The following is a 23,405-nucleotide window of genomic DNA, read 5'->3' as shown; positions in this document are numbered from 1 at the left end:
TCCAATTACCTTAAGTATAGCATAAATACTGACAATCTTGCAACTTTATTAAAAATTTAACGCTCAATACTAACACTTAAATCCTGATATTCCTTAGAATAGAAGTTAGTTCCAATTTCTGTATTAATGTCCAAAGATAAGGCAAGGGTCTGCTCTTTTATATATTCAAACCACGTATTTATTGCTTCCTTAATTTTCTCATCTTCTGTTTTGATTATTACTCTGATTCTATCTGATATATGAAAATCAGCTTGTTTCCTAGTTTCCTGAATGAGCCTCACGACATCTCTCGCTAGCCCTTCTAGAATCAATTCATCATTTAAAGTAGTGTTTAGGATAACAACCCCTTTGTTGTTATCAAATACAGAGGAGAATTCACTGTTTGCTTTTAATAATAGTTCATATTCGCCTTTTTTTATAGTATAGTTCTCTGTTTCGTCTCCCAGAAATATCTGTTCATTTCCAACTTGCCTCCATTTTCCCTCTTTGACGTATTGAACTAATTTCTTGATCTTGCCTGGAACTCTCTTTCCAAGCACAGGGAAGTTGAGTTTTAACTCTAGTGATGCAACTTCTTTCAACTTATCCACTATTTCTAATTCTTTTACATTTACCTCATCTTTTATCATCTCTTGATATTCACCTTCAAGAAAACCACAGGAAGACTGATGATAAATCCTCATACTGCCAAGTGGCTGTCTGATACGTATGTTAAAAGTGTTTCTAATAGAGAGTGCAGAGTTACATATCTCTCTCACTAGATCCATTTTGGCAATGAGCTGACTATCAAACTTCTCTAATTGTGGAAAATTAGCCAAATGAACAGATGTTTCTTCATACTTAAGCCCTTGCCATATATTCTCTGTTATAAGTGGCAACAAAGGAGCTGCAGCTCTTAGTATGTAATAAAAAACCGTATATAGAACATTATAAGCATCAGTTTTATCCTGATCCAAATCACCTTTCCAAAAACGCTCGCGACTGCGACGAATATACCAATTATTTAGCACTTCAAAAAAGTTCATTAAAATTTTGCAAGCCTCTTGGGAGTTATAGTTGTTCATAGAAGCTTGGATACCTTCTACAGCTTCAAAACACTTGGAAATCATGTAACGATCAATAGTGCTTCTATAGTCCTTACACACTTCAGCTTTAATTCCATCTGCATTTGCATACATAGTAAAAAAGTGATAACTATTCCAAATAGGTTTTATTACATTTTTTAGAACATCTCGTATTGAGTTTCCTTCTTTATCGAGTAGCAAATTACCACCACAAACAATAGATCCAGAAAGCATAAGAAAACGCAGTGCATCAGAACCGTATCTATCAAAAACCTCCATTGGATCTGCATAGTTATTCAAACGTTTGGACAATTTTTGCCCTTTTACATCCAAAACAACACCGTGGCATATGCAGTTCTTAAATGGTTCCCTATCAAACAAAGCAGTGGACAATACAAAGAGCGTATAAAACCACCCCCTGGTTTGCGCTATGTATTCAGTGATAAAATCCGCAGATTCAAACCACTCCTTATTTTCAAACGGATAGTGGATTTGCGCAAATGGCATCGAGCCAGATTCAAACCAGCAGTCAAACACGTCAGGTACACGGCGCATAACTGATTTTCCTGTTGGATCATCAGGATTTGGTCTTGTTAAAGTATCGATAAATGGTCTGTGCAAGTCGTCTATTTTAACATTAAAATCTCTCTCCAGTTCTTCTATTGAACCATATACATCTACTCTTGGATATCTCGCATCGTCTGATTTCCATACAGGGATTGGTGTACCCCAGAATCGATTGCGTGAAATTGACCAGTCGTGTGCCCCTTCAAGCCATTTTCCAAATTGACCATCTCTAATGTGGTTTGGTATCCAATTAACTCTCTTATTTAGCTCTACCATTCTGCTTTTGAATTTTGTAACAGCAACATACCAAGAAGGCATAGTGCGATAGATCAAAGGAGTGTCAGTTCTCCAGCAGTGTGGATAATTGTGAATATATTGTTCAGTTTTAAACCAATTCCCTTGCTCTTTTAATTTTTTTATTACTGTATCATTGGTATCAAAAACATGAACCCCTGCCAAATCTGAAATTTCAGCAGTAAATTTTCCACTGTTATCAATTGGACAAATAACTGGAATATCATGGCTTTGGCAAAGGTAAAAATCTTCCTCACCAAATCCAGGAGCAGTATGCACAACGCCAGTACCATCTTCTTCCGTCACATAATCAGCAATAAAAACGCGAAATGCATTTTTTGTGTCTTTAAAATAGTCAAACAGTGGTTTGTAAGAAAGACCTGCAAGATCATTCGCTTTAAGTTTTATATTGCAGTTTTCATATGGAATATTGTTTTGTTCAGAGTGGCTGATAAATTTCTCTAAGTAGCTTTCAGCAAAAATGTATATTTCACCATTCATTGAACTTCCTTCACTACTCCCTGTCATCCCAGTGCCCAGACACTGGGATCCAGAAATAGATTCCAGCGTCACGCGCTGGAATGACATCAAAGGGTGGACTGACACTGCACAATACTTAATATCTTTTCCTATTGCTAAAGCCAAGTTGCTCGGCAACGTCCAAGGAGTTGTAGTCCAAGCAAGTAATTTACACTTTCGTTTAACACTTTTAAATTGCTGTGGGTTTTCTAAAAGCTCAAATGCAACAGTTACAGCTTTGCTAACTTTTTCTCTATACGCGTTATCAAGCCTTGTTTCGAAATTAGATAATGGAGTTTCGCATGCCCAGCTATATGGTACAACGCGCACTGATTCATACACCAGACCCTTATCATAAAGCTGCTTGAATGCCCACATGACCGACTCCATGAATGATTTATCCATAGTCTTATAGTCATTGTGAAAGTCTACCCACCTTGCTTGCCTATTTACATACTTCTCCCACTCTGATGAAAATTTCATCACAGAAGTACGGCAATGATCGTTAAATTTATCTATACCAAACTTCTCTATCTCAGTTCTACCAGATATTCCAAGTTCTTTTTCTGCACCCATCTCAGCCGGCAATCCATGGCAATCCCAGCCAAATCTACGTTCAACCCTTTTTTGAAGCATAGTTTGATATCTTGCAAATGCGTCTTTGATGAAACCAGTGAGTAAATGTCCATAATGCGGAAGTCCATTTGCAAACGGAGGCCCATCGTAAAAGACAAAACAATTATCCTTGGAACGTTCTTCAACTGACCGCTCAAAAACTTTGTTTTCCTGCCAAAATTTTATGATTTCCTTTTCTAACGATAAAAAATCAGGACTACTTACTGTATCAGGATAATGCTTTGACTTCATGTTCGCTATGTAAAACTAAAGAATATAGGGCTTTCTGAAAAATTACAAATTCAAAAATATTTCCGTAGCTCACACCCCAACAAACTATTCTGCCGAGCTTCCAATACCTTTTTTTAAGTTTTACTTGCAGTTTTTATTGTTTTACTTAACATTAACCAAAGCTTTAGGGGTATTTTATGGATCAGAAGACAGATAAGTTTCCACAATTTTTAAAAATGTTGTGCTTTGTTGAAATGTGGGAACGTTTCTCTTACTATGGAATGAGGGCACTTTTGGTCCTATTTTTGACTTCTCACTTAGGTTTCACTGATGAGAGGGCCTTTACTATTTACTCATTATTTGCTGCAACAGGTTATGCTATACCAATACTTGGAGGTTTTTTAGCTGATAAGTTGATGGGATTCCGCAACATGGTGTTGCTTGGAGGGATAGTGATGATAGCAGGTCATGCTTGCATGTCATTGGTTAAGTTTGAACCAGGTTTATTATATTTAGGTTTATCTCTAATAGCCATAGGTACTGGTATGTTTAAAGGGAACGTAACTAACTTACTTAGTTCATGCTATGGCAAAGACGATCCTGAACGTAGCAGAGGCTTTACTTTATTTTACGTAGGTGTGAATATTGGAGCAATATTGGCTTCTATTTCATGTGGTTATGTAGCCCACTTGTTTGGCTGGCACTACGGCTTTGGTTTAGCTGGTATTGGGATGTCTATAGGGCTAATCTTTTTTCTCAAATTTCAGAATCTTTTAGGAGATAGCGGCCTTTCTCCTTATCCAGAGCTTATGAATAAGCGCATATTAGGGATTAAAATTTTTGGTATAGTATTGATAGGAAGCTTTCTGTCATCATCAATAATTGCTAAAATGCTTATACATAGTGAATTTTTTACTAATATGCTCATATTTATTGGAATAACAGCTCTGGGCATATTTATTTATATAATATCTAAATTATCAGCAGAACAAAGACGAAAATTAGTGGCATTATCTATTCTTGTGGTATTTTTCTTGTGTTTTTTTGCTTTAGAAATGCAGCTTGGCTCTTTGGTTAACTTATTCACCGAAAGAAACGTTATTAACAATGTATTAGGTATAACAACCCCAGCTTCAGTTTCTCAAGCCATAAATCCTTTGTCAATTATAATATTTGGCTTTCTTTTTGGAACATACATGAAGTTTAAGCAAAAATATGCAACTTCCATGTTTACCCTTGGCCTTCTGACAATGGCTATGTGTTTTTTCACACTGTACATAGGATGTTTAAACTCTAACATTGAAGGTAAAGTAGAATACTTATATTTAATAATTGCTATCTCCTTTATGGGACTGGGAGAATTATGTATTGCTCCATTAGTCCAAGAACAAGCAACTACACTAGCCCCCAAAAACCTTAGAGGAGTAGTGATGGGTATAGTAATGCTGTCATTAGCGTTTTCTAACCTAGCCGGAGTTGCAATATCAAAATTTATGTCAGTTCCTTCAGTAAATGGTAAAATAAATTATTTAGAATCTTTAGAAATATATAAAGAGGGTTTTTTAAAGGTGGGAATATTTAATTTAATGCTCGTTATTGTATTTTTATTCTTCTTCAATTTTATACATAAAGTTGTTACTAACTCATCTTGTACAAAAAATTGATATAGGTAAGCTCAAATTTGTAGGTTTAAGGTACCCGTTCAGCAGAGGTAGCAATTAAACTTTGTAACTTTTGAAAAAGATTATGATTGCATTTTTTCAATACTCTTTGCTTAAGATTTATATTTAACGCTGCTTAAAATCAGTGAAATGCACACCCCAGCAAACTACTCTGCCGAGCTTCCAACACTTTCACATTTACTATTTTGTCCCTGTATTTATCTTCAGAATCATCAATGCACACTGATTGCATATATGGGCTTTTACCAATAATTTGGTTTTGGTGTTTACCTTTTTTATCGCTAAATAGAACAGGTATAGTTTTACCTACCATACTCTGGTTAAACTCAAGTTGTTGCTTACTAATTAATTTCTGTAAACGAAGAAGGCGCTCTGTTTTAACCTCTTCTGGTACTTGATCTTTTCTTTCCGCTCCCGGTGTGCCTGGTCTTGGGCTGTATTTAAAACTATAAGCCTGAGCATATCTAACTTTTTCTACTAATTTCATAGTTTCTTCAAAATCTTTTTCGGTTTCTCCAGGAAAACCAACAATAAAATCAGAAGAAAATTCGATTTCAGGTTTCAATTTGCGAAATCTGTCTATTATTTCCAAATACTCCTCTGCAGTGTGTTTCCTGTTCATCGCGTGCAATATTTTATTCGAACCAGACTGCACAGGCAGGTGAACAAACGGCATGAGCTTTGGCTCTTCCGCATGTGCCAAGTAGAGAGATTCATGCATATCTCTTGGATGAGAAGTTGTATAACGAATCCTCTCTAGCTTTTCAATTTTAGCAATATGACTAATTAATTTTCCTAAATCCCACACTTCCCCTTCGCACTCCCCATGGTAAGCATTGACGTTCTGACCAAGCAAATTGATCTCATTTGCCCCATTTGCAACTAATTTCAATGCTTCACGAAATATTTCATTCACTGGCCGTGAATACTCAGCTCCACGAGCATAGGGCACTACACAAAACGTACAAAATTTATCACAACCCTCTTGTATGGCAAGAAACGCAGAAGACCCCTGGCTATTGCCATAGCATTCATCTGGCAATTTATCAAACTTTGCAACTTCAGGAAAATCAGTGTTTATTACATGACCTTTACTTCTGCTTGCTTTGACTATCAGCTCCGGTAAGGTAGCGATACTCTGCGGACCAACAACAATATCAACAAAAGGAGCCCTTCTGAACACTTCTTCTCCCTCTGCTTGCGCTACACACCCAGCCACCACTATAGTCATTTCTTTTCGTAACGAATGAATCTTCCCAAGCTCTGAGTAAAGTTTTTCTGCTGCCTTCTCTCTAATGTGACAAGTATTCAGTATCACTAAATCGGCTTTCCCTGCATCACTAACAACGTTGAACCCCAAAGGTTTAATTACATTTTCCATTAAAACGGAGTCATAAACGTTCATCTGACAGCCGTAAGTTTTAATATATAGGCCTTTCATATTTGGTATGTCTTTTTCAAAATTTCTTCACCCTACACGTAAATGTCTAACAGACCAGCGCGTGACGCTAGTGAACTTGCTAGCACAATAGATTTTGACAAAATTATACGAAAAACTGGATCCCAGTGTCAAGCACTGGGATGACAAGTTCTCGGCAACCCCTACGTCATGCCATCACGGTATCTCTAGATCCCGCTAACAAGTAGCGGGATGACGGTTGTCAGGGTGTCATGAAAGTAGCTAACACTGGCTTCCATCCAAGAGGGCAGTGCCCTCTTCTTGTCATCCCAGTGCTTGACACTGGGATGGCTTTGTTGCATCGCTACTTATGAAAGGCTAACTATAGTTAGGATTATAAGCAACCTATTGAAAATCTTGTTTTTTTGCAATCAATCTGATCAAATTTAAGAATAGTAATTTATTATTTATATTAATAAATTTAATTCTATTGAAAATAGCTAAAGCATTGAAATTCTTGAATTTTAGCCGGATTAGTGAGTGGTAGTGAAATTTCTTTTACTCAAATTTAGGTATTCACTGACCGTTCTTGTTATAAATACCAGAATAATAAGCTACTGATATTCTCTACCTTTTTTATCTTTATCCATCATAGCTAGCGATGCAACAAAGCCCACTGGGATCCAGGAAAAAGAATGGTGTCATGCAAGTAGCTAACACTGGGATGGCTTTGTTGCATAGCAACTGAAAAAATCTGGTGGCTACTGACAAAATTCATTATAAAATAGCCATTTAACCTTGAAAGAAAAAATATGCCACAAAAAATGAGGGTCAGTAACCATAGCGAATATAACAAATTTCTAGAAAAAAGAGGAAATATTTTTCATTATATCAACGAAGCCATAGAAAAGTGGTACGAGAATGGTCCAAAAATACCAGGTGGCAACAATATTTATAGCGATAAAGTTGTAATTTTGGTGCACATAATAACTTGTTTATTTAGAATAGGCCTGAGGCAAACAGTTGGGTTTATAGCAGGATACCTTGAGCAAATTGGGAAAAATTTGCAAGTTATCAGCTATTCACAATCATCAAGAAGGTTTAAGAAACTCAATATTAAGAGCAATGATTGCAGAAAATAATATGGAAGATATCGAAATTGCTATAGACAGTACAGGAATTAGTATATACAACAACACTCCTGGTCATAGCAAAGAAAATAGCGAAGATAGAAAGTATCGCAGCTATGAACAGACAAGAAAATTGCATGTAATGTTGAATACAAACAGCAAAAAAGCCATAGCTGTAAAATACAGTAACGGCTGATCACTATGGAGCTTGTGATTTGCTAAAAGAAGTCGATTTTCAGTATGTCATAAAAGTACTATATGCAGATAGGGCATATGACAGAGAAAAGCTCTATAAGCTGTGTAATCAATATGGTATAAAAACGAAAATTCCTCCTAAAAACAATGCAGCAGAGCATCCAAAGTTAGACTATATGGCTGAGAGAAATGCTGCAATTAGACTAATAAAATCATGCAGCGAAGATGGAATGAAGAGGTGGAAAAGGCAAACAAACTACGGAAAAAGATCTTATATAGAAAGTTTTTTCTCGCGACTGAAACAAACATTCGGGTTTAGTTTTAGGAATAAATCTGAGACAAATAGAGAGAAGGAACTACTTGTTAAATGCTATTTGCTCAATAAGTTCACTGATATTGGTATGGCTAAATTTGAGATAGCTTCATAAATTTATTGTGCGTTACCTACTATCCGAAGAGCGATGCAACAAAGCCATCCCAGTGTCAAGCACTGGGATGACAAGAAAGGGAGCACTGGAATTTTTATTTCAGTATTGTACATTAGCCATGCATCTGAACAGATACGAGCTTTCTGCTTTTTTTGGGTAAGGTCAGTCAAAAAGGTTTTACAACAACCATAATAACTATAACTATTATCAATACTGTAACTGCTTCATTTAAAACGCGAAAATAAATATGTGACTTCTTATTCGAACCCATTGCAAAATTTTTCCTATATTTTGCAAGTAGCATATGAATAATTAACATCAAAAGTATTGCAAATGCTTTTACATGAAACCATCCTTCACGATATGCTTCCCTAATAACCATTAGTGTAATTCCAAGACCAAGTGAGAAAAGCATTGCAGGGTTTATGATATATCTAAGTAGCCTCTTTTCCATTGTTTGAAGCAAGCTATCATTTTCCGATCCCGGTTTTACAGTTGCATGGTAGACATAAAGCCTGGGTAAATAAAGCATACCTGCCATCCACATGATAACAGAGATAACGTGAAAAGCCTCAAGCCAGTGGTAATAGTTCATTAGCAAAAATTTAAAATTCCTGGTATTGTGTTAGTTTAATGAAAAAGAAATCGATATGAAAGCAGAAAATTTCACTAAAGAACAGATAATTGGATTCTACAGGAAAATGCTACTCATACGCAGATTTGAGGAAAAAGCAGGACAATTATATGGGATGGGATTAATAGGCGGGTTCTGTCACCTATCAATAGGACAAGAAGCAGTTGCAGTTGGAACTCAAGCTGCATCAAAATTAGGTGACGCTTTTATCACAAGTTATAGAGACCATGGTTTAATGCTCGCATGTGATTCTGATCCAAATGTTGTAATGGCAGAACTCACCGGCAAAGAAACGGGATGTTCAAAAGGTAAAGGTGGTTCGATGCACGTATTTGACGTTGAAAAAAAATTTTTCGGCGGACATGGAATAGTGGGAGCACAAGTTCCAATTGGCACAGGAATAGCATTTGCTAATAAATACAAGAAAAAAGATACCGTGGTATTCACGTATTTTGGTGACGGTGCTGCAAATCAAGGACAAGTATATGAATCATTTAATATGGCAGCTTTGTGGAAGTTGCCTGTGGTTTACATCATAGAAAATAACGAATACGCAATGGGAACTTCTGTGCAAAGATCAACTTTAGTAACTGAGCTGTACAAAAGAGGAGAAAACTTTGGTATTCCTGGAAAACAAGTTGATGGAATGGATTTTTTCTCTGTTTATGCGGCTACAAGCGAAGCAGCGGAACACACACGCAGCGGAAAAGAGCCTATCCTGCTTGAAATGAAGACATATCGATATCGCGGTCACTCAATGTCAGACCCTGCTACTTATCGCTTAAAAGAAGAAGTTGAAGATATGAAGCAAAATCATGACCCTATAAGCACTTTAAAGAAATACATGACAGATAATAAAATGGCTTCAGAAGAAGAGTGCAAAGTAATTGATAAGGAAATACGTGATTTAGTAAAAAAGTCGGAAGATTTTGCCAAAAATAGTAAAGAACCAAGCGTTGATGAGCTGTATACTGATGTTTATAAATTTGTTAGCTAATTTTTTTATCCAGAACTGTACAAACATTGTATAGTAAACGATGTCATCCAAATAGCTCCTTCTCCCGTCATCCAAGTGCCCTCCTTTTTTTGTCATCCCAGTGCTCTGACTACTTGGATCCAGCTGAGTTGGTGAGTATAAAAGTATAGCTAACGCAAGCTCTACGTCATGCCGCCGCGAACCGTCATACCGCGATTCATTCGCGGTATCTCTAGATCCCGCTAACAACTTACTATTACCCATAAGTATATAAATAGTAAAAAAGCTGATATTTTACTAATTCAACTTTCTATTATAAATGGATCTATGGTCTAAAAATGGAATATATGATGAAAAGAACTATAAATACTTCAACTGGCGAATGGGCAGAAAGTGAATTTGGAATTGTTAATTTTGGTGATATAAGATTAAGTAAAAGGCTTCTAAAAATAGTTAATAGTTTTGCTGAATCGCCTGAGCGTTCAATAAATCAAGCTTGTGAAGATTGGCATCAAAGTAAAGCAGCTTATAGATTTTTCCAAAACGATGCCATTTCTGAGAGAAAGATATTAGAAAGTCATATAATTAAAACTGTTGAAAGAGCTAAAGAATACTCAACTATCTTAGCTATCCAAGACACGAGTTATATCTCATATAAAAATCATAAAAAGACCGAAGGATTAGGGATTATAGCAGCAAGATTAACATCTAAAACAACTAATTTTAAAACACATGGATTAGTGATGCATACAACGTTTGCAGTTACAACAGAAGGACTGCCTATAGGATTATTGGATCAAAAAATTAGTACTAGACCCTCCTTAGCTGAAGACCTAAAAGAGTTGAAAAGAAGAAGCCATAATACTGCTGTTCCCATAGAAGAGAAAGAAAGCATACGGTGGATAGAATCACTTAAATATTCTACTAATCATCCTGGATTAAAGGATATCAAGGTAGTTACCGTCTGTGACAGAGAAGCAGATATGTATGATTTATTTGAAGTTGCTTCCACTAATCAATCTCTTTTTGTAGTAAGAGGAAATCAAAACAGAACAATAAATAAGAAGTCGACTTATTCTGAAAAAGGTGGTGAAAGGTTGTGGGATCTGATGAATCGCATGTCTTATCAAGGAGAAATACAAGTGAATATTCCTGCTCGCAATGATAAACCTCAAAGAACAACAGTTTTAGAAGTAAAGTTTAGCAACTTTGTGATGAATGCATCAAAAAATAACGCTAGACGTAAAACCCAAAAACTTCCTAATTTAAGTTTAAATGCTGTCTATGCTATAGAAAAATACCCCCCATTTGGCGAAGAGCCTGTGAACTGGATTTTGTTGACAAATATAAATATTAATAATTTTGAAGAAGCAGTAGAAAAAATACAATGGTATTGCTTAAGATGGAGAATAGAGGTTTTTCATAAAATTTTGAAATCTGGTCTTAAAGTTGAAGAATGTAGGCTCCAAGCAGCAGATAGATTAATCCGCTTTCTTACAATAATGAGTATAATTGCATGGAGAATATTTTTTATCACACTAGTAGCTAGAACAAATCCAAATCTTTCTTGCACTTTCATACTGACTGACGACGAATGGAAGGTTTTATATACCAAAATGCTTAAGACAAAAAACTATCCTGAGACACCACCACCTATAAGAGAAATTGTGAGGTGGGTGGCCAAGTTAGGAGGGTTTTTAGCTCGCAAAAATGACTTAGAACCAGGCCCTATAGCTTTGTGGAAGGGATGGAAACGTCTCTTTGATTTAGCAGAAGGATGGAAACTTGCTCATGAATTTTATACTTGTGGGTAATAGTAAGCGCTAACAAGCAGCGGGATGACGGTTGTCAGGCTAGCTGTCATCTCAGTAGTCTCCTTCTCCTGTCATCCGAGTAGCTGACACTGGTTCCTTTATGACGGCAGTAGCCCCTTCGGTGTCATTCCAGTGCTTGACACTGGAATGACACCAATAATTGACATTTCACTAGATATTCATTATAAATAATGGAATGCTACAAAGTATAAAAACCATATTAATAGAAGACGATAACGTTAGGCTGGATAGGTACATCAGAAGAATCTTTCCTGATCTAAAGCAATCTGTAATTGAAAAATCTTTAAGGAAAGGATTAATCAAAGTTGATGATTGCAAAGCAAAGTCCAGTGATAGAGTAAATTCTGGGCAAACTATAACGCTGAAGCACTTGCATTATATTGAAAACGCTAATTCTGATCGCAAATATAATGAAAAGTTAGTGAATCTACTAAGAGAGAACATATTATATGAAGACGAATATATACTAGCTATAAACAAACCCGCAGGGGTCATCGTTCAAGGTGGCGTAAAAGTAAAGATTAGCATGAGTGATTTGCTTGACCAAATAAGAGAGGGAGAAACATTTAAAATTGTCCATAGGCTAGATAGAGATACGAGTGGAGTGATAATATTCGCACGCAACGCTAATGTTGCCAGATACCTTATGGAAGAATTTAAAGGACGAAGAGTAAAAAAAACTTATTTAGCATTAACTTCTGGCATACCGAGCAAGGATAGTGGAACAATAGACTATCCATTGGTGAAAAAATATGTTTCAGGTCAAGAAAAAGTGGTCGTTGATGAAAATTCACCTCAGAATGCCACTACGCATTTTTCAATTATAGCAAAATCCAAACACAATGTTGCTTATTTAAAATTACAACCAATTACCGGCAGAACCCATCAGTTACGTGCACATTTAGCTCATATAAATTGCCCTATTCTTGGTGACGGTAAATATGGTGGTAAAAAAGCTTTTATTGATGGGATAGCAAATAAAATTCACCTTCATTCGCATTCTTTATCTTTAAAACTGCCAAACAATAAAGAAATCACTATCACCGCTCCTATCACTAAACACATCGAAAAATCCATTGAAGCGCTATTTTTCGACTGAAACGATTTCACCAATCAACTTTTCTGTCTTTGGCTTTAATTTGAAGCACAGATATTAGGCTAATTAATGCGCAGGCAGTAAGATAAATGCCTGCTGCAAGTTTTGTTTCGGTTTTTTCTATAAGCCACATGCATATGTATGGAGAAAGGCCACCAAAAATTCCTGCAGATATATTATTTGCTAAGCTTACGCCAGTGCATCTTACTTTTGTTGGAAACAGTTCACAAATAACAGAACCATATATTCCAAAAGATGCACCTACTGGTATAGTAATCAATAAGTAAGTTATTATTACGACATAGTGGTTAACGGAAGATAATAATGGTAATACACATGTACCAATCAGAGATAGCATAATCAGTACAGGAATCATTACGCGTTTTCTTCCAACTTTATCAGATAAAATTGCAAAAAGTACCGCAGATGCTGCAAATACAACCTGTATTACTATCCTCATTAAATCTTTAACACTAATAGATAAAATAACTAGCTCTTTTATTGATATATTATAAAACATTATTGCTGCGTAGACAATTGCATTCTGAGCAATTCCCAGATTGATTGAAATAATAAGCGGTCTTTTATAGTTTCTTACTAGTTCTAACAATGGTGAATGTGCTAAATTATTAGCGTACTTATTAGTTTTATATGCTAAGCTTTCTTTTAATATGTACCTAGTTAAAAAACCTATTGTCCCCAAAAAAAAGCAAAAATAAAAAAGCAACTTCCATTCCCATATTTCATAGTTCTCACCTGTAACTCTTTTGCAGATAAATATCATTGTTATGCATAAGAGCGTTCCAAGGGCTCCGCTAAAGGGCTTCATACTTCCTAAGAAACCTAGATTTTTTTTATCTTTTGAATGCTCTATCGTAAATGCTGTATTAATGCTTGTTTCACCTCCTGCAGTTATTCCTTGCACTATTCTACAAAACACAAGCAATACAGGTGAAAGCAACCCTATTTCTTTATACCCAGGTATAATTCCCATAATTGTGGATGATATTGAAATTAATATTACTGAAGTAAGTAAAGTCTTTCTTCTGCCATACTTATCTCCCATATAACCAAAAATTACTGCACCAATTGGTCTAAACGCAAAACCAATTGCAAAAACACCAAGGAATTTGAGTGTACTCAAATAATGATCTTCTGATGGGAAAAAAACGTTGATGATTGTATCTGTTAATACTCCAAAAAGAGTGAGTTCATACCACACAATCATGTTACAGATCATGCCCGATAGTATTGCTTTTTGGATATTATTCATGGTCTTTCAATTTAACATAACCTAATATATCATTAACCGGTGCTCCTTGCTATAAAATTTTTCATTCAATAACCTTCAAGGATAATTCACGTAAATGCTTATCCTCCACCTTGGAAGGAGCACCCATTAGAACATCTTCACCTTGCTGGTTCATAGGAAAACAGATTACTTCACGAATATTTGGCTCATCAGCAAGCAGCATAACTATTCTATCAACTCCTGGTGCTATTCCACCATGAGGAGGAACACCAAATCTGAATGCACGTACAAGTGCACCGAATCTTGTATCAACTTCTCCCCGGCTATAACCTGCAATGGCAAAAGCTTTATACATGATATCCAGTTTGTTATTACGAATCGCCCCACTTGACAGTTCTATTCCATTGCAAACAAGATCATATTGGTAAGCAAGGATATCCAGTGGATTTTTGTCCTCTAAATCTTTCAGACCACCGTGTGGCATGGAGAATGGGTTATGAAAGAAATCGATTTTTTTACTTTTATCGTCATATACAAAATATGGAAAATCAATGATCCAACAAAACTTGAAGATATTATCATCTATAAGACTGAGTTCTGACCCTAAAAGAGTGCGTACTTTTCCTGCAATGTTTGCCGCCTCATTCTCTTTGTCAGAAGCAAAAAATACACTATCTCCTGGCTCTATGTTTGTTGCTTCTCTTATGTGGTTTAGCCTATTTTCATCAAGAAATTTAGCAATTGGGCCTTTCGCAGTTCCATCTTTATCAAACGTTATATATCCGAGACCCTTAGCACCGAATTCTTTTTGCGCATGTTCTATCTTTTTATCAAAGAAGCTGCGTGGTTCCTCTGCTGTTTTAGGTGCAGGGATGGCTCTCACTACCATACCACGCTCAATATTGCTTTTGAAAATATTGAACCCTGAATCACGAAAAATTTCTGTAACATCGCTGATTAATAGTGGATTGCGCAGATCTGGCTTATCAGAACCATATTTAAGCATTGCTTCTTTATATGTAATACGTGGAAAATCTTTATCAACAGACTTACGAGAAAATTTAGCAAACACTCTATATAAGGTAGACTCAATAATCTGAAAGATGTCTTCTTGAGTTACAAAAGACATTTCAAGATCTAGCTGATAAAACTCTCCCGGAGAACGGTCAGCCCTTGCGTCTTCATCACGAAAACACGGTGCAATTTGGAAATATTTATCAAACCCTGAAACCATGAGCAACTGTTTGAAAATCTGCGGAGCTTGTGGCAATGCATAGAACTTGCCAGGATTTAGCCTGCTTGGCACTAGGTAGTCGCGTGCTCCTTCAGGAGAGGAAGCAGTGAGTATTGGAGTTTGAATCTCTAAAAATCCTCGCTCTATCATGAGCTTGCGGAGCTCTGCAATAATTTGTGAGCGCAAAATAATATTGTTGCGGACTTTTTCACGTCTTAAGTCAAGAAATCGATATTTAAATCTCATGTTTTCTGGGTATTCTTGCTCGCCGGTAATGCTTGCCAATATACTTCTTTCTTCTTTTGCTATTTCTTCATCAAAGTGGAACTCAACTTCCGACTCAACGCGCAAATTGTTGACTATCACCTCGATTTCTCCGGTAGAAATAGAGCTGTTTACCGTATCTTCAGTTCTAGCTTCAACTATTCCTGTAACAGTAATTACACTCTCTAATTTTAAATTTGATATCTCATCAAAAAAGTCTTTGTCATTATTAAATACTAGCTGAGTGATTCCGTAGAAGTCTCTTAAATCAACAAAAATTAGGTTACCATGGTCGCGCTTACGATATAACCATCCAGAAAGGGTAACTTCCTTTTCTACGTCGTTCTTCCTCAGTTCATTGCACGTATGAGTTTTATAGCAGTTCATATTTGTTTTACTTCTAAATTCTTTAAGAAGTATAGAAATAAACCTTATTACATACAAGCCCGTTCGTCAGATATTTGCGCAATTTTCGAAATAGAGCAGTACTGCTTTTATATTGTCTTTACCCGCAAAAAAATTGCACAATTTCTATAATTATGGTATAATAGTAAGGGTATTTTTAATGAATTAGATACAGGAAATGCCACTTACACAGATCATATTACATAGCGTAACATTACTTGCTGTAGCTGCAGTATTTCTCTTTTTGAGAAAAATATACAAAAATCGCATTAGAAAAATCATATTTCCTAGAAAAGTTTTTAAAGAAGAGTGGGAAGAAGACAGAAAATTCAATGAATTGTATCAAAAAAACAAGCAAAAAGAATTGATGAAACAACAGGAAATACTGCGCGAGAAGCAAAAAGATGTGCAAGTTTATAAAGAAGATCCAGAAATAGTTGACATAGCAAAACCGGTAGGTAAATGGACAAAGATGGTTATGATGGGTAATGGTTTAATGAAGCGTTTTGCACAATTGATACATAGCGAAGGCGGACAGAAAGGATTTTGGGAGCTGTTTGTTAAAGCTCAGGCTTCAACTCAAGGTAAACATAAGGGGAAGGGCAGATAATCCATGCTTGAATGTGAAAATTTATCCTGCGCTCGTAATAATAAGGTACTATTTAAGAATCTCAGTTTTAAAGCTGAGCTAAAATCAAAGATTCTAATCACTGGTCCAAATGGTAGTGGTAAAACCAGCTTAATTAGAAGTTTATCTGGACTTTTACCGCCGGTATCAGGCAGTATAAAGCATTGTGGGAAAGACATATATGATGACCCAAAATCTTACATATCTTGTATGGTCTATATAGGGCATAAAAACGCCTGCAAGGACAGCTTAACTGTTGCTCAAAACATAGAATTCTGGGCAGGAATACGAAATACTAGGGAATTGATTATGGCAGCTATTTGTTGTTTGCAGTTGCAACCTGTACTTAATATTAGATATGGCGAACTTTCTGCAGGCTGGAAAAGGAGAGTTGCGCTTGCTCGCCTCTTGATTTCTAATGCAAACGTTTGGCTGATAGATGAACCATTTTGTAATCTTGATAGTGCAACGTGTGAATTAGTGCTGAACTTAATCTCAATACGCTCTGAGCAAAATGGTATAGTAATTATTACAGGGCATAGCTCTACAGAGCAATTGTGTGATTTTACAACGATTGATATACGCGATTTCAATAGACTTCTTGTATAGTTTTTGGCAACAACCGTTAGAAACGAAAAACTTCCTTGACAAGTTTCGCCAGTCCCCGTATCATGAAACTGAAGGTATTCAGTTATCTTCATCTGTGCAGATTAAACAGCAAGAAAACAACGTAGTTGGCGTCTTATTTTTAATTTTTTGCACTATGTGCACCTTATGTCTTCACAACATTTCTAGGTTTTTACCTATATAAGCTGAAACGCGCTTATAAGTCGTTTAAGACAGTATAGTACGCCAATTTGCAGGATTAGAGAGTGACAACTAGCTAACACGGGTTTTCTTTGCCTTTTTTTTCTGCTTAGTAAATTTCTTAAACATTCAAACTAAGGTGAGTTGCATTTAAAAGCAGCTAAATTGCAGTGTTTAAGACTTAAAAAACGCCAATACTGAAAATAGACAATGACTAGGGCTTCTTTTGCCTTTTTTTTTATTTGGTAAATTCCTTAATGTTTATGGCTAAACGACAACCGTCATCCCGCTGCTTGTTAGCGCTTACTATTACCCACAAATATAAATGTTTGTTGCATAGCTCTTAATGGCATAACTTTTGCTTGAAATAACTGTTTATATGGTGCAATTTACAGCTTTTAGTTGCTAAAATTATAACTCTTAGTTTAATAATTTTAATCTAATAAGCTTTCAGGTTAATAAAATTAAATTATTTGAGTAAATACAATACTATGTTTTTATTTGTGGGTAATAGTAAGTTGTTAGCGGCTAAGGGATACCGCGAAGGGATACTGCGAATGAATCGCGGTATGACGGTTAATTATTCTGCGGCGGTATGACGTAGAGCTCGCGTTAGCTATACTTTTATACTCACCAACTCAGTATCCAATCTGGATCCAAGTAGTCAGCTACTTGGATGACACCCTGTTGAGGCTGCGCTTACACATTCCACTTTCTATGCTCACCAAACAAATTTGCTTACTCGCAGCAAAATTTTCTGGATCCAAGTAGTCAGCTACTCGGATGACATCTTTGTGTTTGAGGCAAAACCAGCTATAACATTTCTTCGCAAACAAATGTTCGTACAGTTATGCGCGTGATGCTGGAATCTAGACAACAATTAGATCCTATTGTCAAGCAATAAGCTACATGTGCTATTTATTTAGTAGATTAAATATGAAGTTTAAAACTCTGCTATTGACTTCCTGTAGAACTAGTGAAAACCAAACTTGCTTAAAACCACTTAATTAGTTATAGTTATAAGTTTAGGTACAGTAAAATGACAGCTTTTGTCCCCTTGATTATTTTTTTAATCTTGTATCTTGGAAGTGGTGCTTATTTTTCTTTTATCGGAACTGATAATCCACTTCATCAGGTTTCACCAGTAATATGCTTGTTACCAGCACTATTTTTTGCTGTCTCACGTGGTACAAATAAAACTCAGCATAACATCGATACTGTTATCGAGGGCATGGGTGACAAAAATACCCTTACTATGTGTTTAATTTTTTTATTTTCTGGAGCATTTTCTGCAGTTACTCAATCAATTGGTAGCGCAGACACTGTTGCTAATTTAATTCTTAATTTCCTTCCAGCAAGATTACTGCTGCCTGGAGTATTTTTGGCTTCTGCTTTTATTTCAACTGCAATTGGCACATCTATGGGAGTTGTTGCGCTGATGGTACCTATAGCTGTTAATCTGGCAAAAAGTGGAGCTTTTGGTCTCGAAATAGGAACTGCAACTGTAGTAGGTGGTGCCGTGTTTGGCGATAACCTTTCGATGATATCTGATACCACCATTGCATCTGTTTCTTCACAGGAAGCTTCAGCAAAAGATAAACTTAAAATGAACTCTAAAGTTGCACTTATTGCCAGCATTATAACACTCATCTACCTAGCAGTTGCCTCAAATAGTACAAAAATTATTTCTATATCAAATTTAGATTATTATTCTATAATAAAAATTATTCCTTACATTTCTTTAATAATCATGGGGCTGCTTGAAGTCGCCACTTTAGTAACAATAACTATAAACATAATTATTGCTGGTGTGCTAGGAATAACTTTTTTTGACTATGCTATCATTCAATTTCCTCATGACGTGTATGACGGTTTCAAAAAAGTAAACGAAATAGTGATATTTGCTCTATTTATCGGTGGATTGAGCCATATAATGTACAAGCAAGGTCAAAAAGCGTTGCATAAACTCATCGATGAAAGCAATATCACAAAAACTAAAGCTGAATTTGTGATAGCAGGAATTGCGTCTATGTTTACTACCTTAGTTGCCAATAATACCATTGCTATTTTACTAAGTGGTGGCATTGCAAAAAGGCTTGCACAAAAACACAGTATTGCGCCACATCGCAGCGCATACTTATTAGATGTTTTTGCTTGTGCTACAAAAGGTATCTTACCTTATGGTTCCCAACTATTGCTAGCAGGTAGCATCGCCTCTGTATCACCTATTTCTTTATTAACACAGGTATATTATTGCTTTATTCTAGCGGCAGTTACAATAGGCGAAATAATCATCAACAGCAGAAAAGAGAAACATTGTGCGGCTGCAACTTAGAGTTTCTCTTTTTTTACCCATAAGGAACGGAATTACTTGACACCCTTCGCCAACCCCCTTATCATGAAACTGAAGCTATTTATTTATCTTCGCAATCTGTGCAGGTTAATGACAAAAAACTTAGGGTATTTGGCGTCTCATGTTTAATTTTTCGCACTACGTACATCGCATGTCTTTAAAAATTTTTAGGTTTTTATCTATATAAGCCGAAACGCGCTTACAAAGCGTTTAAGACAGCAAAAAACGTCAAATTGACAAGGGAGAATTTGAATGCTAGCTACTACGGGGTTTCTTTGCCTTTTTTCCTGCTTAGTAAATTTCTTAAACACTTGCGGTGTAGGTTAGTTGCAAGTTAAAAGCAGCTAAATCGCTCTTAATCAAGCGTTTTAGAATAAAAAAAACGCCGGTATTTTAGTACATGGTAAATAGCCAACCACCACGGGGCTTCTTTTGCCTTTTTTTTTATTTGGTAAATTTCTTAAACATTTATAGTTGCAATTTAAGAGCCCGTAAAGGGTGTCATTCCAGTGCCCCTGTGATGTATTCCAGTGCTTGACACTGGAATACAGTTTTCCATATAATCTCATCGAAAATGTTGTAACCACTTTCCATGCTAGTTTGCTTGTTCACAAGCAAACTTTTCTGGATCCCAGTGTCTGGGCACTGGGATGACAAGAGAAGGTACTAGCCTGACACCCTGACAACCGTCATCCCGCTGCTTGTTAGCGGGATCTATGCTAATGCCCTTTTATTCTTTCAATTATGTTATTTCCATTTAAATCTGTCTGTTCCGCAACTTCAGTGAATACAGTTGAATACTCCCTAAAACTGATCGTCATAACTTTACCCTACTTTGAATAATATTTTGATCATTACATATTGTAACAAAAAAAAATCAACTCATTTCTTCTAACGGCTCTATATTAAAGATAGAAAGTCCAGAAGCAATGACGTGTGCTAAGGCTTGGACAAGTTGCAGCGGTGAGATCTTTCTTATATTTTTAATTGTGTAATCTTCTGTGTTTGTAAATGTTTTTTCTATACCCCACTGCAGTAATAAGTACTTTACGTTCTGAATGATTTATGATGTAAATTATACGGTAGTTGCTAACCCTTATCCTATATTGCCCTCTAAAGCTATGACATAAAGGCTTTCCTAGATTAAAAGGATCAACTGTAAGGCGTTTCTTTATGGCCTCCTGAACCATTAATTTAATCTTTGCCGGAAGAGCTGGAATTTCTTTTTCAATAACATTTTTTAAGAATTTTATAGTGTAAGTTTTATTTCCAGATGTTTTCATCATCCTCTACTTCTTCTTCACCTTCAGAGAGGCGATCGTCAGCTATTTTGGATAGCTCTACATCTTCTTCGAACTCTTCTTCCACTAAATCTACTAAAACTTCAGGAATAGTTTTATTTTGAGTCTCTGCCATTTCTGTAAGATACTGAGCCAATTTACTGTCAAAACTTACATTAACATTGAGCTTTTTTTGACTGTGAGCCATATATTAACCAGAAAATACTACTATAAACTATAACATTTTTACTTAATTTTGTCAACTTCTCTATTCGTTGAAAAAACAATCTTGCATAAAAAAATCAACTCATCTCTTCCAAAGGCTCTATATTGAAGATAGAAAGTCCAGAAGCGATGACGTGTGCTAAGGCCTGCACGAGAAACATTCTTGCAGCGGTGAGGTTTAAGTTGTCTTCCAGTATGAAACGCATGTTTAAATCACTCTTGCCATACCCCCATAAAACGTGAAACGCTTCTGCAACTTCAAGTAAGTAGAAAGTAATTCTGTGTGGCTCACAAAGCCTTGCTGCAATTTCTACCACATCTGGCCACTTTGCTAAGGTTTTTATGAGGAAGAGCTCTCCACCTGTCCTTAAAAGTGAAGGATCTGCTGTTGGGAGCTCTTTTGGAGCATTACGCATTAATGAATGAGCACGAGCATGCGCATATTGCACGTAAAAAATAGGGTTATCTTTTGACTGTTCTTTAACTTTAGCAAAATCAAAGTCCAAGACCATATCATTCTTGCGTGTTAGCATTATAAAACGAGTTATGTCCCTGCCAACTTCTTCCACTACATCTCTTGCTGTTAGGAAGTTTCCTGATCTTTTGGACATCTTAACAGGTTTGCCGTTCTCGAAAAAATTCACAATATTATGCAGTTTTACCTCTATTTTTGCTTGATCATCACTGAGCGCAGAGACGACTGCTTTGAGTCTTTTGACATAACCGCCGTGGTCACTACCAAGCTCTACGATCATATTGTTAAAACCACGCGATATCTTATCAAAATGGTAAGCGATATCCGAGGCAAAATAAGTCCAACTGCCGTCCTCTTTCTTCAATGCACGGTCAACGTCATCACCAAATTTTGTAGAGCGAAATAGCATCTCTTTTCTGGAAGTCCAATTTTCGCTTTCTTTGCCTTTTGGTTTCTCCAGGTACCCTTCATACACTAGACCCTTGTCAGACAATATCTTTATACTCTCTTCAATTTTGCCACTTTTTTGTAGCTCATACTCTGAAGTAAAAACATCATGATTTACTCCAAGTAAGTTCATGTCTTCCTTTATGATTTCTAAGATGGAACTTAAAGTATAGTCTCTAATCACTTGATTATCTTGCTTTTCTAGAAGCTCTGCGCCATATTTTTTGGCCAGCCCAGTCCCTATTGGTTTTAAATATTCACCTGGGTATAAACCTTTTTCGATGCTGATTTTTTCTCCCAGAGCTTCCTTATACCGCAAATATACTGACCGAATTAGCGTATCTATCTGCGCTCCAGCATCATTAATATAGTATTCCTTAGTAACTTTATAACCAACTTTTTTCAATAAATTTGCCAGAACGTCACCAAATACTGCCCCTCTTGCATGACCAATATGCAGTGGACCAGTTGGATTTGCAGATACAAATTCAACATTAATGGCCTGATTGTTCCCTATATCTAGGGTGCCAAACTCTGTTTTTAGCTCATTTATTTGTTTTAAAATCCCATGCCATACTTTTATTTTTAAGTGTATGTTGATGAAACCAGGGCCCGCTATTTCCACTTTTGCAACTTCATCAAAAAGTTCAAATTCTTTGGCTAAAACCTCTGCAATTTCAATGGGATTCTTCTTTTCATGCTTTGCGAGCACCATAGCAACGTTTGTGTAAATGTCTCCATGTGCTCTGTTACTTGGGGGTTCTACGATAAAGTTTGTTGTATCTGTATTTATAATACCCCTTTGCTTCAACTCGTTTAATTTACTCAAAATTAAGGAAGAAGCCCTTTTGAAAATGTTCATCAACTAGAAAAACTATGAAAACCTCCAACAATATAGCGAATAAGTGGGGCTAGTTGAAGGTTTATCTTAACTATTTTATCTTCCTGGATCAGAGTTTATATTAAGTCGTTGCCGTAACCATGGTAAGAGAAAGCCATACCTTCACTGTAACCATCATTACCAGCACCAGGCTCTTCAACATCATCAGTTACTACCTGATCTTCAGTTGTGATTTTATCCTTGATCGTCTCATCTACACCCTCATCACTATAAGAAAATTTGTTAGTATATGAATAGCGATTATTGATTTTATCACTATAGTTATGTTTTAACATAGAGACCTCCTATACAGTCAAAATTGGAATTACATTAAGATAGAACAAGCTATGAATATAACGTGAATGAAAGAAACTACAGATCACGAAATTTCCGGATAACTATGGAACCATTATAAAATAATAAAATTAAAAATTTAATAATTTTAATTATAAATCTAGCATATCAACTAACGGTATGATTTAAATTTTCT

At 36.1% G+C, this 23,405-nt stretch carries 18 protein-coding genes and 1 pseudogene; 9 read left to right on the top strand and 10 right to left on the bottom strand.

The window, feature by feature from the left end; all coding sequences use genetic code 11:
* Window positions 1-56: 56 nt before the first annotated feature.
* On the bottom strand, window positions 57-3,311 hold the full coding sequence (locus OM961_RS03165) for an isoleucine--tRNA ligase (RefSeq protein WP_264339380.1): 3,255 nt from the start codon (window positions 3,309-3,311) through the stop codon (window positions 57-59).
* 176 nt (window positions 3,312-3,487) lie between these two features.
* On the opposite strand from OM961_RS03165, the gene OM961_RS03160 reads away from it, so the two are divergent.
* Window positions 3,488-4,954, top strand: a complete 1,467-nt coding sequence (locus OM961_RS03160; protein WP_264339379.1) for a peptide MFS transporter — start codon at window positions 3,488-3,490, stop codon at window positions 4,952-4,954.
* Between the two features lie 139 nt (window positions 4,955-5,093).
* Here OM961_RS03160 and miaB read toward each other — a convergent pair whose 3' ends face one another.
* Together miaB and OM961_RS03150 are read right to left on the bottom strand one after the other, a co-directional pair.
* Complete coding sequence (miaB, locus tag OM961_RS03155; RefSeq protein ID WP_264339378.1) at window positions 5,094-6,413, bottom strand: tRNA (N6-isopentenyl adenosine(37)-C2)-methylthiotransferase MiaB; 1,320 nt, start codon at window positions 6,411-6,413, stop codon at window positions 5,094-5,096.
* Window positions 6,414-7,013: 600 nt separating this feature from the next.
* Window positions 7,014-7,142 carry a hypothetical protein gene (locus OM961_RS03150; RefSeq protein WP_264339376.1) on the bottom strand — a complete coding sequence of 43 codons (129 nt, stop codon included), beginning with the start codon at window positions 7,140-7,142 and terminating at the stop codon, window positions 7,014-7,016.
* A 41-nt stretch (window positions 7,143-7,183) separates the two neighbouring features.
* Here OM961_RS03150 and OM961_RS07610 point away from each other — a divergent pair.
* A pseudogene (locus tag OM961_RS07610) lies at window positions 7,184-8,124 on the top strand (IS5 family transposase).
* A gap of 7 nt (window positions 8,125-8,131) precedes the next feature.
* A complete protein-coding gene (locus OM961_RS03130; RefSeq protein WP_264339374.1) occupies window positions 8,132-8,284 on the top strand; it encodes a hypothetical protein in 153 nt (50 codons plus the stop codon).
* A gap of 6 nt (window positions 8,285-8,290) precedes the next feature.
* Here the strand turns inward: OM961_RS03130 and hemJ are convergent, their stop codons facing one another.
* On the bottom strand, window positions 8,291-8,719 hold the full coding sequence (gene hemJ / locus OM961_RS03125) for a protoporphyrinogen oxidase HemJ (RefSeq protein WP_010082641.1): 429 nt from the start codon (window positions 8,717-8,719) through the stop codon (window positions 8,291-8,293).
* A 55-nt stretch (window positions 8,720-8,774) separates the two neighbouring features.
* Between hemJ and pdhA the strand changes: the two genes are divergently transcribed.
* The 3 genes from pdhA to OM961_RS03110 all read left to right on the top strand — a co-directional run bounded on the left by pdhA (window position 8,775) and on the right by OM961_RS03110 (window position 12,668).
* Window positions 8,775-9,755, top strand: a complete 981-nt coding sequence (gene pdhA / locus OM961_RS03120) for a pyruvate dehydrogenase (acetyl-transferring) E1 component subunit alpha (RefSeq protein ID WP_264339372.1) — start codon at window positions 8,775-8,777, stop codon at window positions 9,753-9,755.
* A gap of 326 nt (window positions 9,756-10,081) precedes the next feature.
* A complete protein-coding gene (locus OM961_RS03115) occupies window positions 10,082-11,548 on the top strand; it encodes an IS4 family transposase (RefSeq protein ID WP_264339580.1) in 1,467 nt (488 codons plus the stop codon).
* 196 nt (window positions 11,549-11,744) lie between these two features.
* On the top strand, window positions 11,745-12,668 hold the full coding sequence (locus OM961_RS03110; RefSeq protein ID WP_155968382.1) for an RluA family pseudouridine synthase: 924 nt from the start codon (window positions 11,745-11,747) through the stop codon (window positions 12,666-12,668).
* 7 nt (window positions 12,669-12,675) lie between these two features.
* Here the strand turns inward: OM961_RS03110 and OM961_RS03105 are convergent, their stop codons facing one another.
* Complete coding sequence (locus tag OM961_RS03105; protein ID WP_264339370.1) at window positions 12,676-13,938, bottom strand: MFS transporter; 1,263 nt, start codon at window positions 13,936-13,938, stop codon at window positions 12,676-12,678.
* Window positions 13,939-13,999: 61 nt separating this feature from the next.
* Window positions 14,000-15,802: an aspartate--tRNA ligase gene (gene aspS / locus OM961_RS03100; RefSeq protein WP_007548818.1), complete on the bottom strand. Its 1,803-nt coding sequence runs from the start codon at window positions 15,800-15,802 to the stop codon at window positions 14,000-14,002.
* Between the two features lie 196 nt (window positions 15,803-15,998).
* Between aspS and OM961_RS03095 the strand changes: the two genes are divergently transcribed.
* From OM961_RS03095 to OM961_RS03085, 3 genes are all read left to right on the top strand, one after another.
* Window positions 15,999-16,430 carry a hypothetical protein gene (locus OM961_RS03095; protein ID WP_264339368.1) on the top strand — a complete coding sequence of 144 codons (432 nt, stop codon included), beginning with the start codon at window positions 15,999-16,001 and terminating at the stop codon, window positions 16,428-16,430.
* A gap of 3 nt (window positions 16,431-16,433) precedes the next feature.
* Window positions 16,434-17,057 carry a heme ABC exporter ATP-binding protein CcmA gene (gene ccmA / locus OM961_RS03090; protein ID WP_264339366.1) on the top strand — a complete coding sequence of 208 codons (624 nt, stop codon included), beginning with the start codon at window positions 16,434-16,436 and terminating at the stop codon, window positions 17,055-17,057.
* A gap of 1,237 nt (window positions 17,058-18,294) precedes the next feature.
* Complete coding sequence (locus OM961_RS03085; RefSeq protein WP_264339364.1) at window positions 18,295-19,590, top strand: Na+/H+ antiporter NhaC family protein; 1,296 nt, start codon at window positions 18,295-18,297, stop codon at window positions 19,588-19,590.
* Window positions 19,591-20,591: 1,001 nt separating this feature from the next.
* Here OM961_RS03085 and OM961_RS03080 read toward each other — a convergent pair.
* The 4 genes from OM961_RS03080 to OM961_RS03065 form a co-directional block, all read right to left on the bottom strand.
* Complete coding sequence (locus OM961_RS03080; RefSeq protein WP_010962566.1) at window positions 20,592-20,891, bottom strand: type II toxin-antitoxin system RelE family toxin; 300 nt, start codon at window positions 20,889-20,891, stop codon at window positions 20,592-20,594.
* Window positions 20,872-21,096, bottom strand: coding sequence for a hypothetical protein (locus tag OM961_RS03075; RefSeq protein ID WP_010962565.1), 225 nt, complete (start codon window positions 21,094-21,096; stop codon window positions 20,872-20,874). Before OM961_RS03075 ends, OM961_RS03080 begins: the two co-directional genes overlap by 20 nt.
* A 94-nt stretch (window positions 21,097-21,190) precedes the next feature.
* Window positions 21,191-22,897: an arginine--tRNA ligase gene (gene argS, locus OM961_RS03070; RefSeq protein ID WP_264339362.1), complete on the bottom strand. Its 1,707-nt coding sequence runs from the start codon at window positions 22,895-22,897 to the stop codon at window positions 21,191-21,193.
* A gap of 95 nt (window positions 22,898-22,992) precedes the next feature.
* Window positions 22,993-23,211 (bottom strand): hypothetical protein, encoded by a 219-nt coding sequence (locus OM961_RS03065; RefSeq protein WP_264339360.1) that lies wholly within the window; start codon window positions 23,209-23,211, stop codon window positions 22,993-22,995.
* Window positions 23,212-23,405 lie beyond the last annotated feature (194 nt).

The sequence above is a fragment of the Wolbachia endosymbiont (group A) of Cydia splendana genome, from assembly GCF_947179475.1.
Taxonomy (GTDB): domain Bacteria; phylum Pseudomonadota; class Alphaproteobacteria; order Rickettsiales; family Anaplasmataceae; genus Wolbachia; species Wolbachia pipientis.
This window is presented reverse-complemented; position numbering and strand designations above follow the sequence as displayed.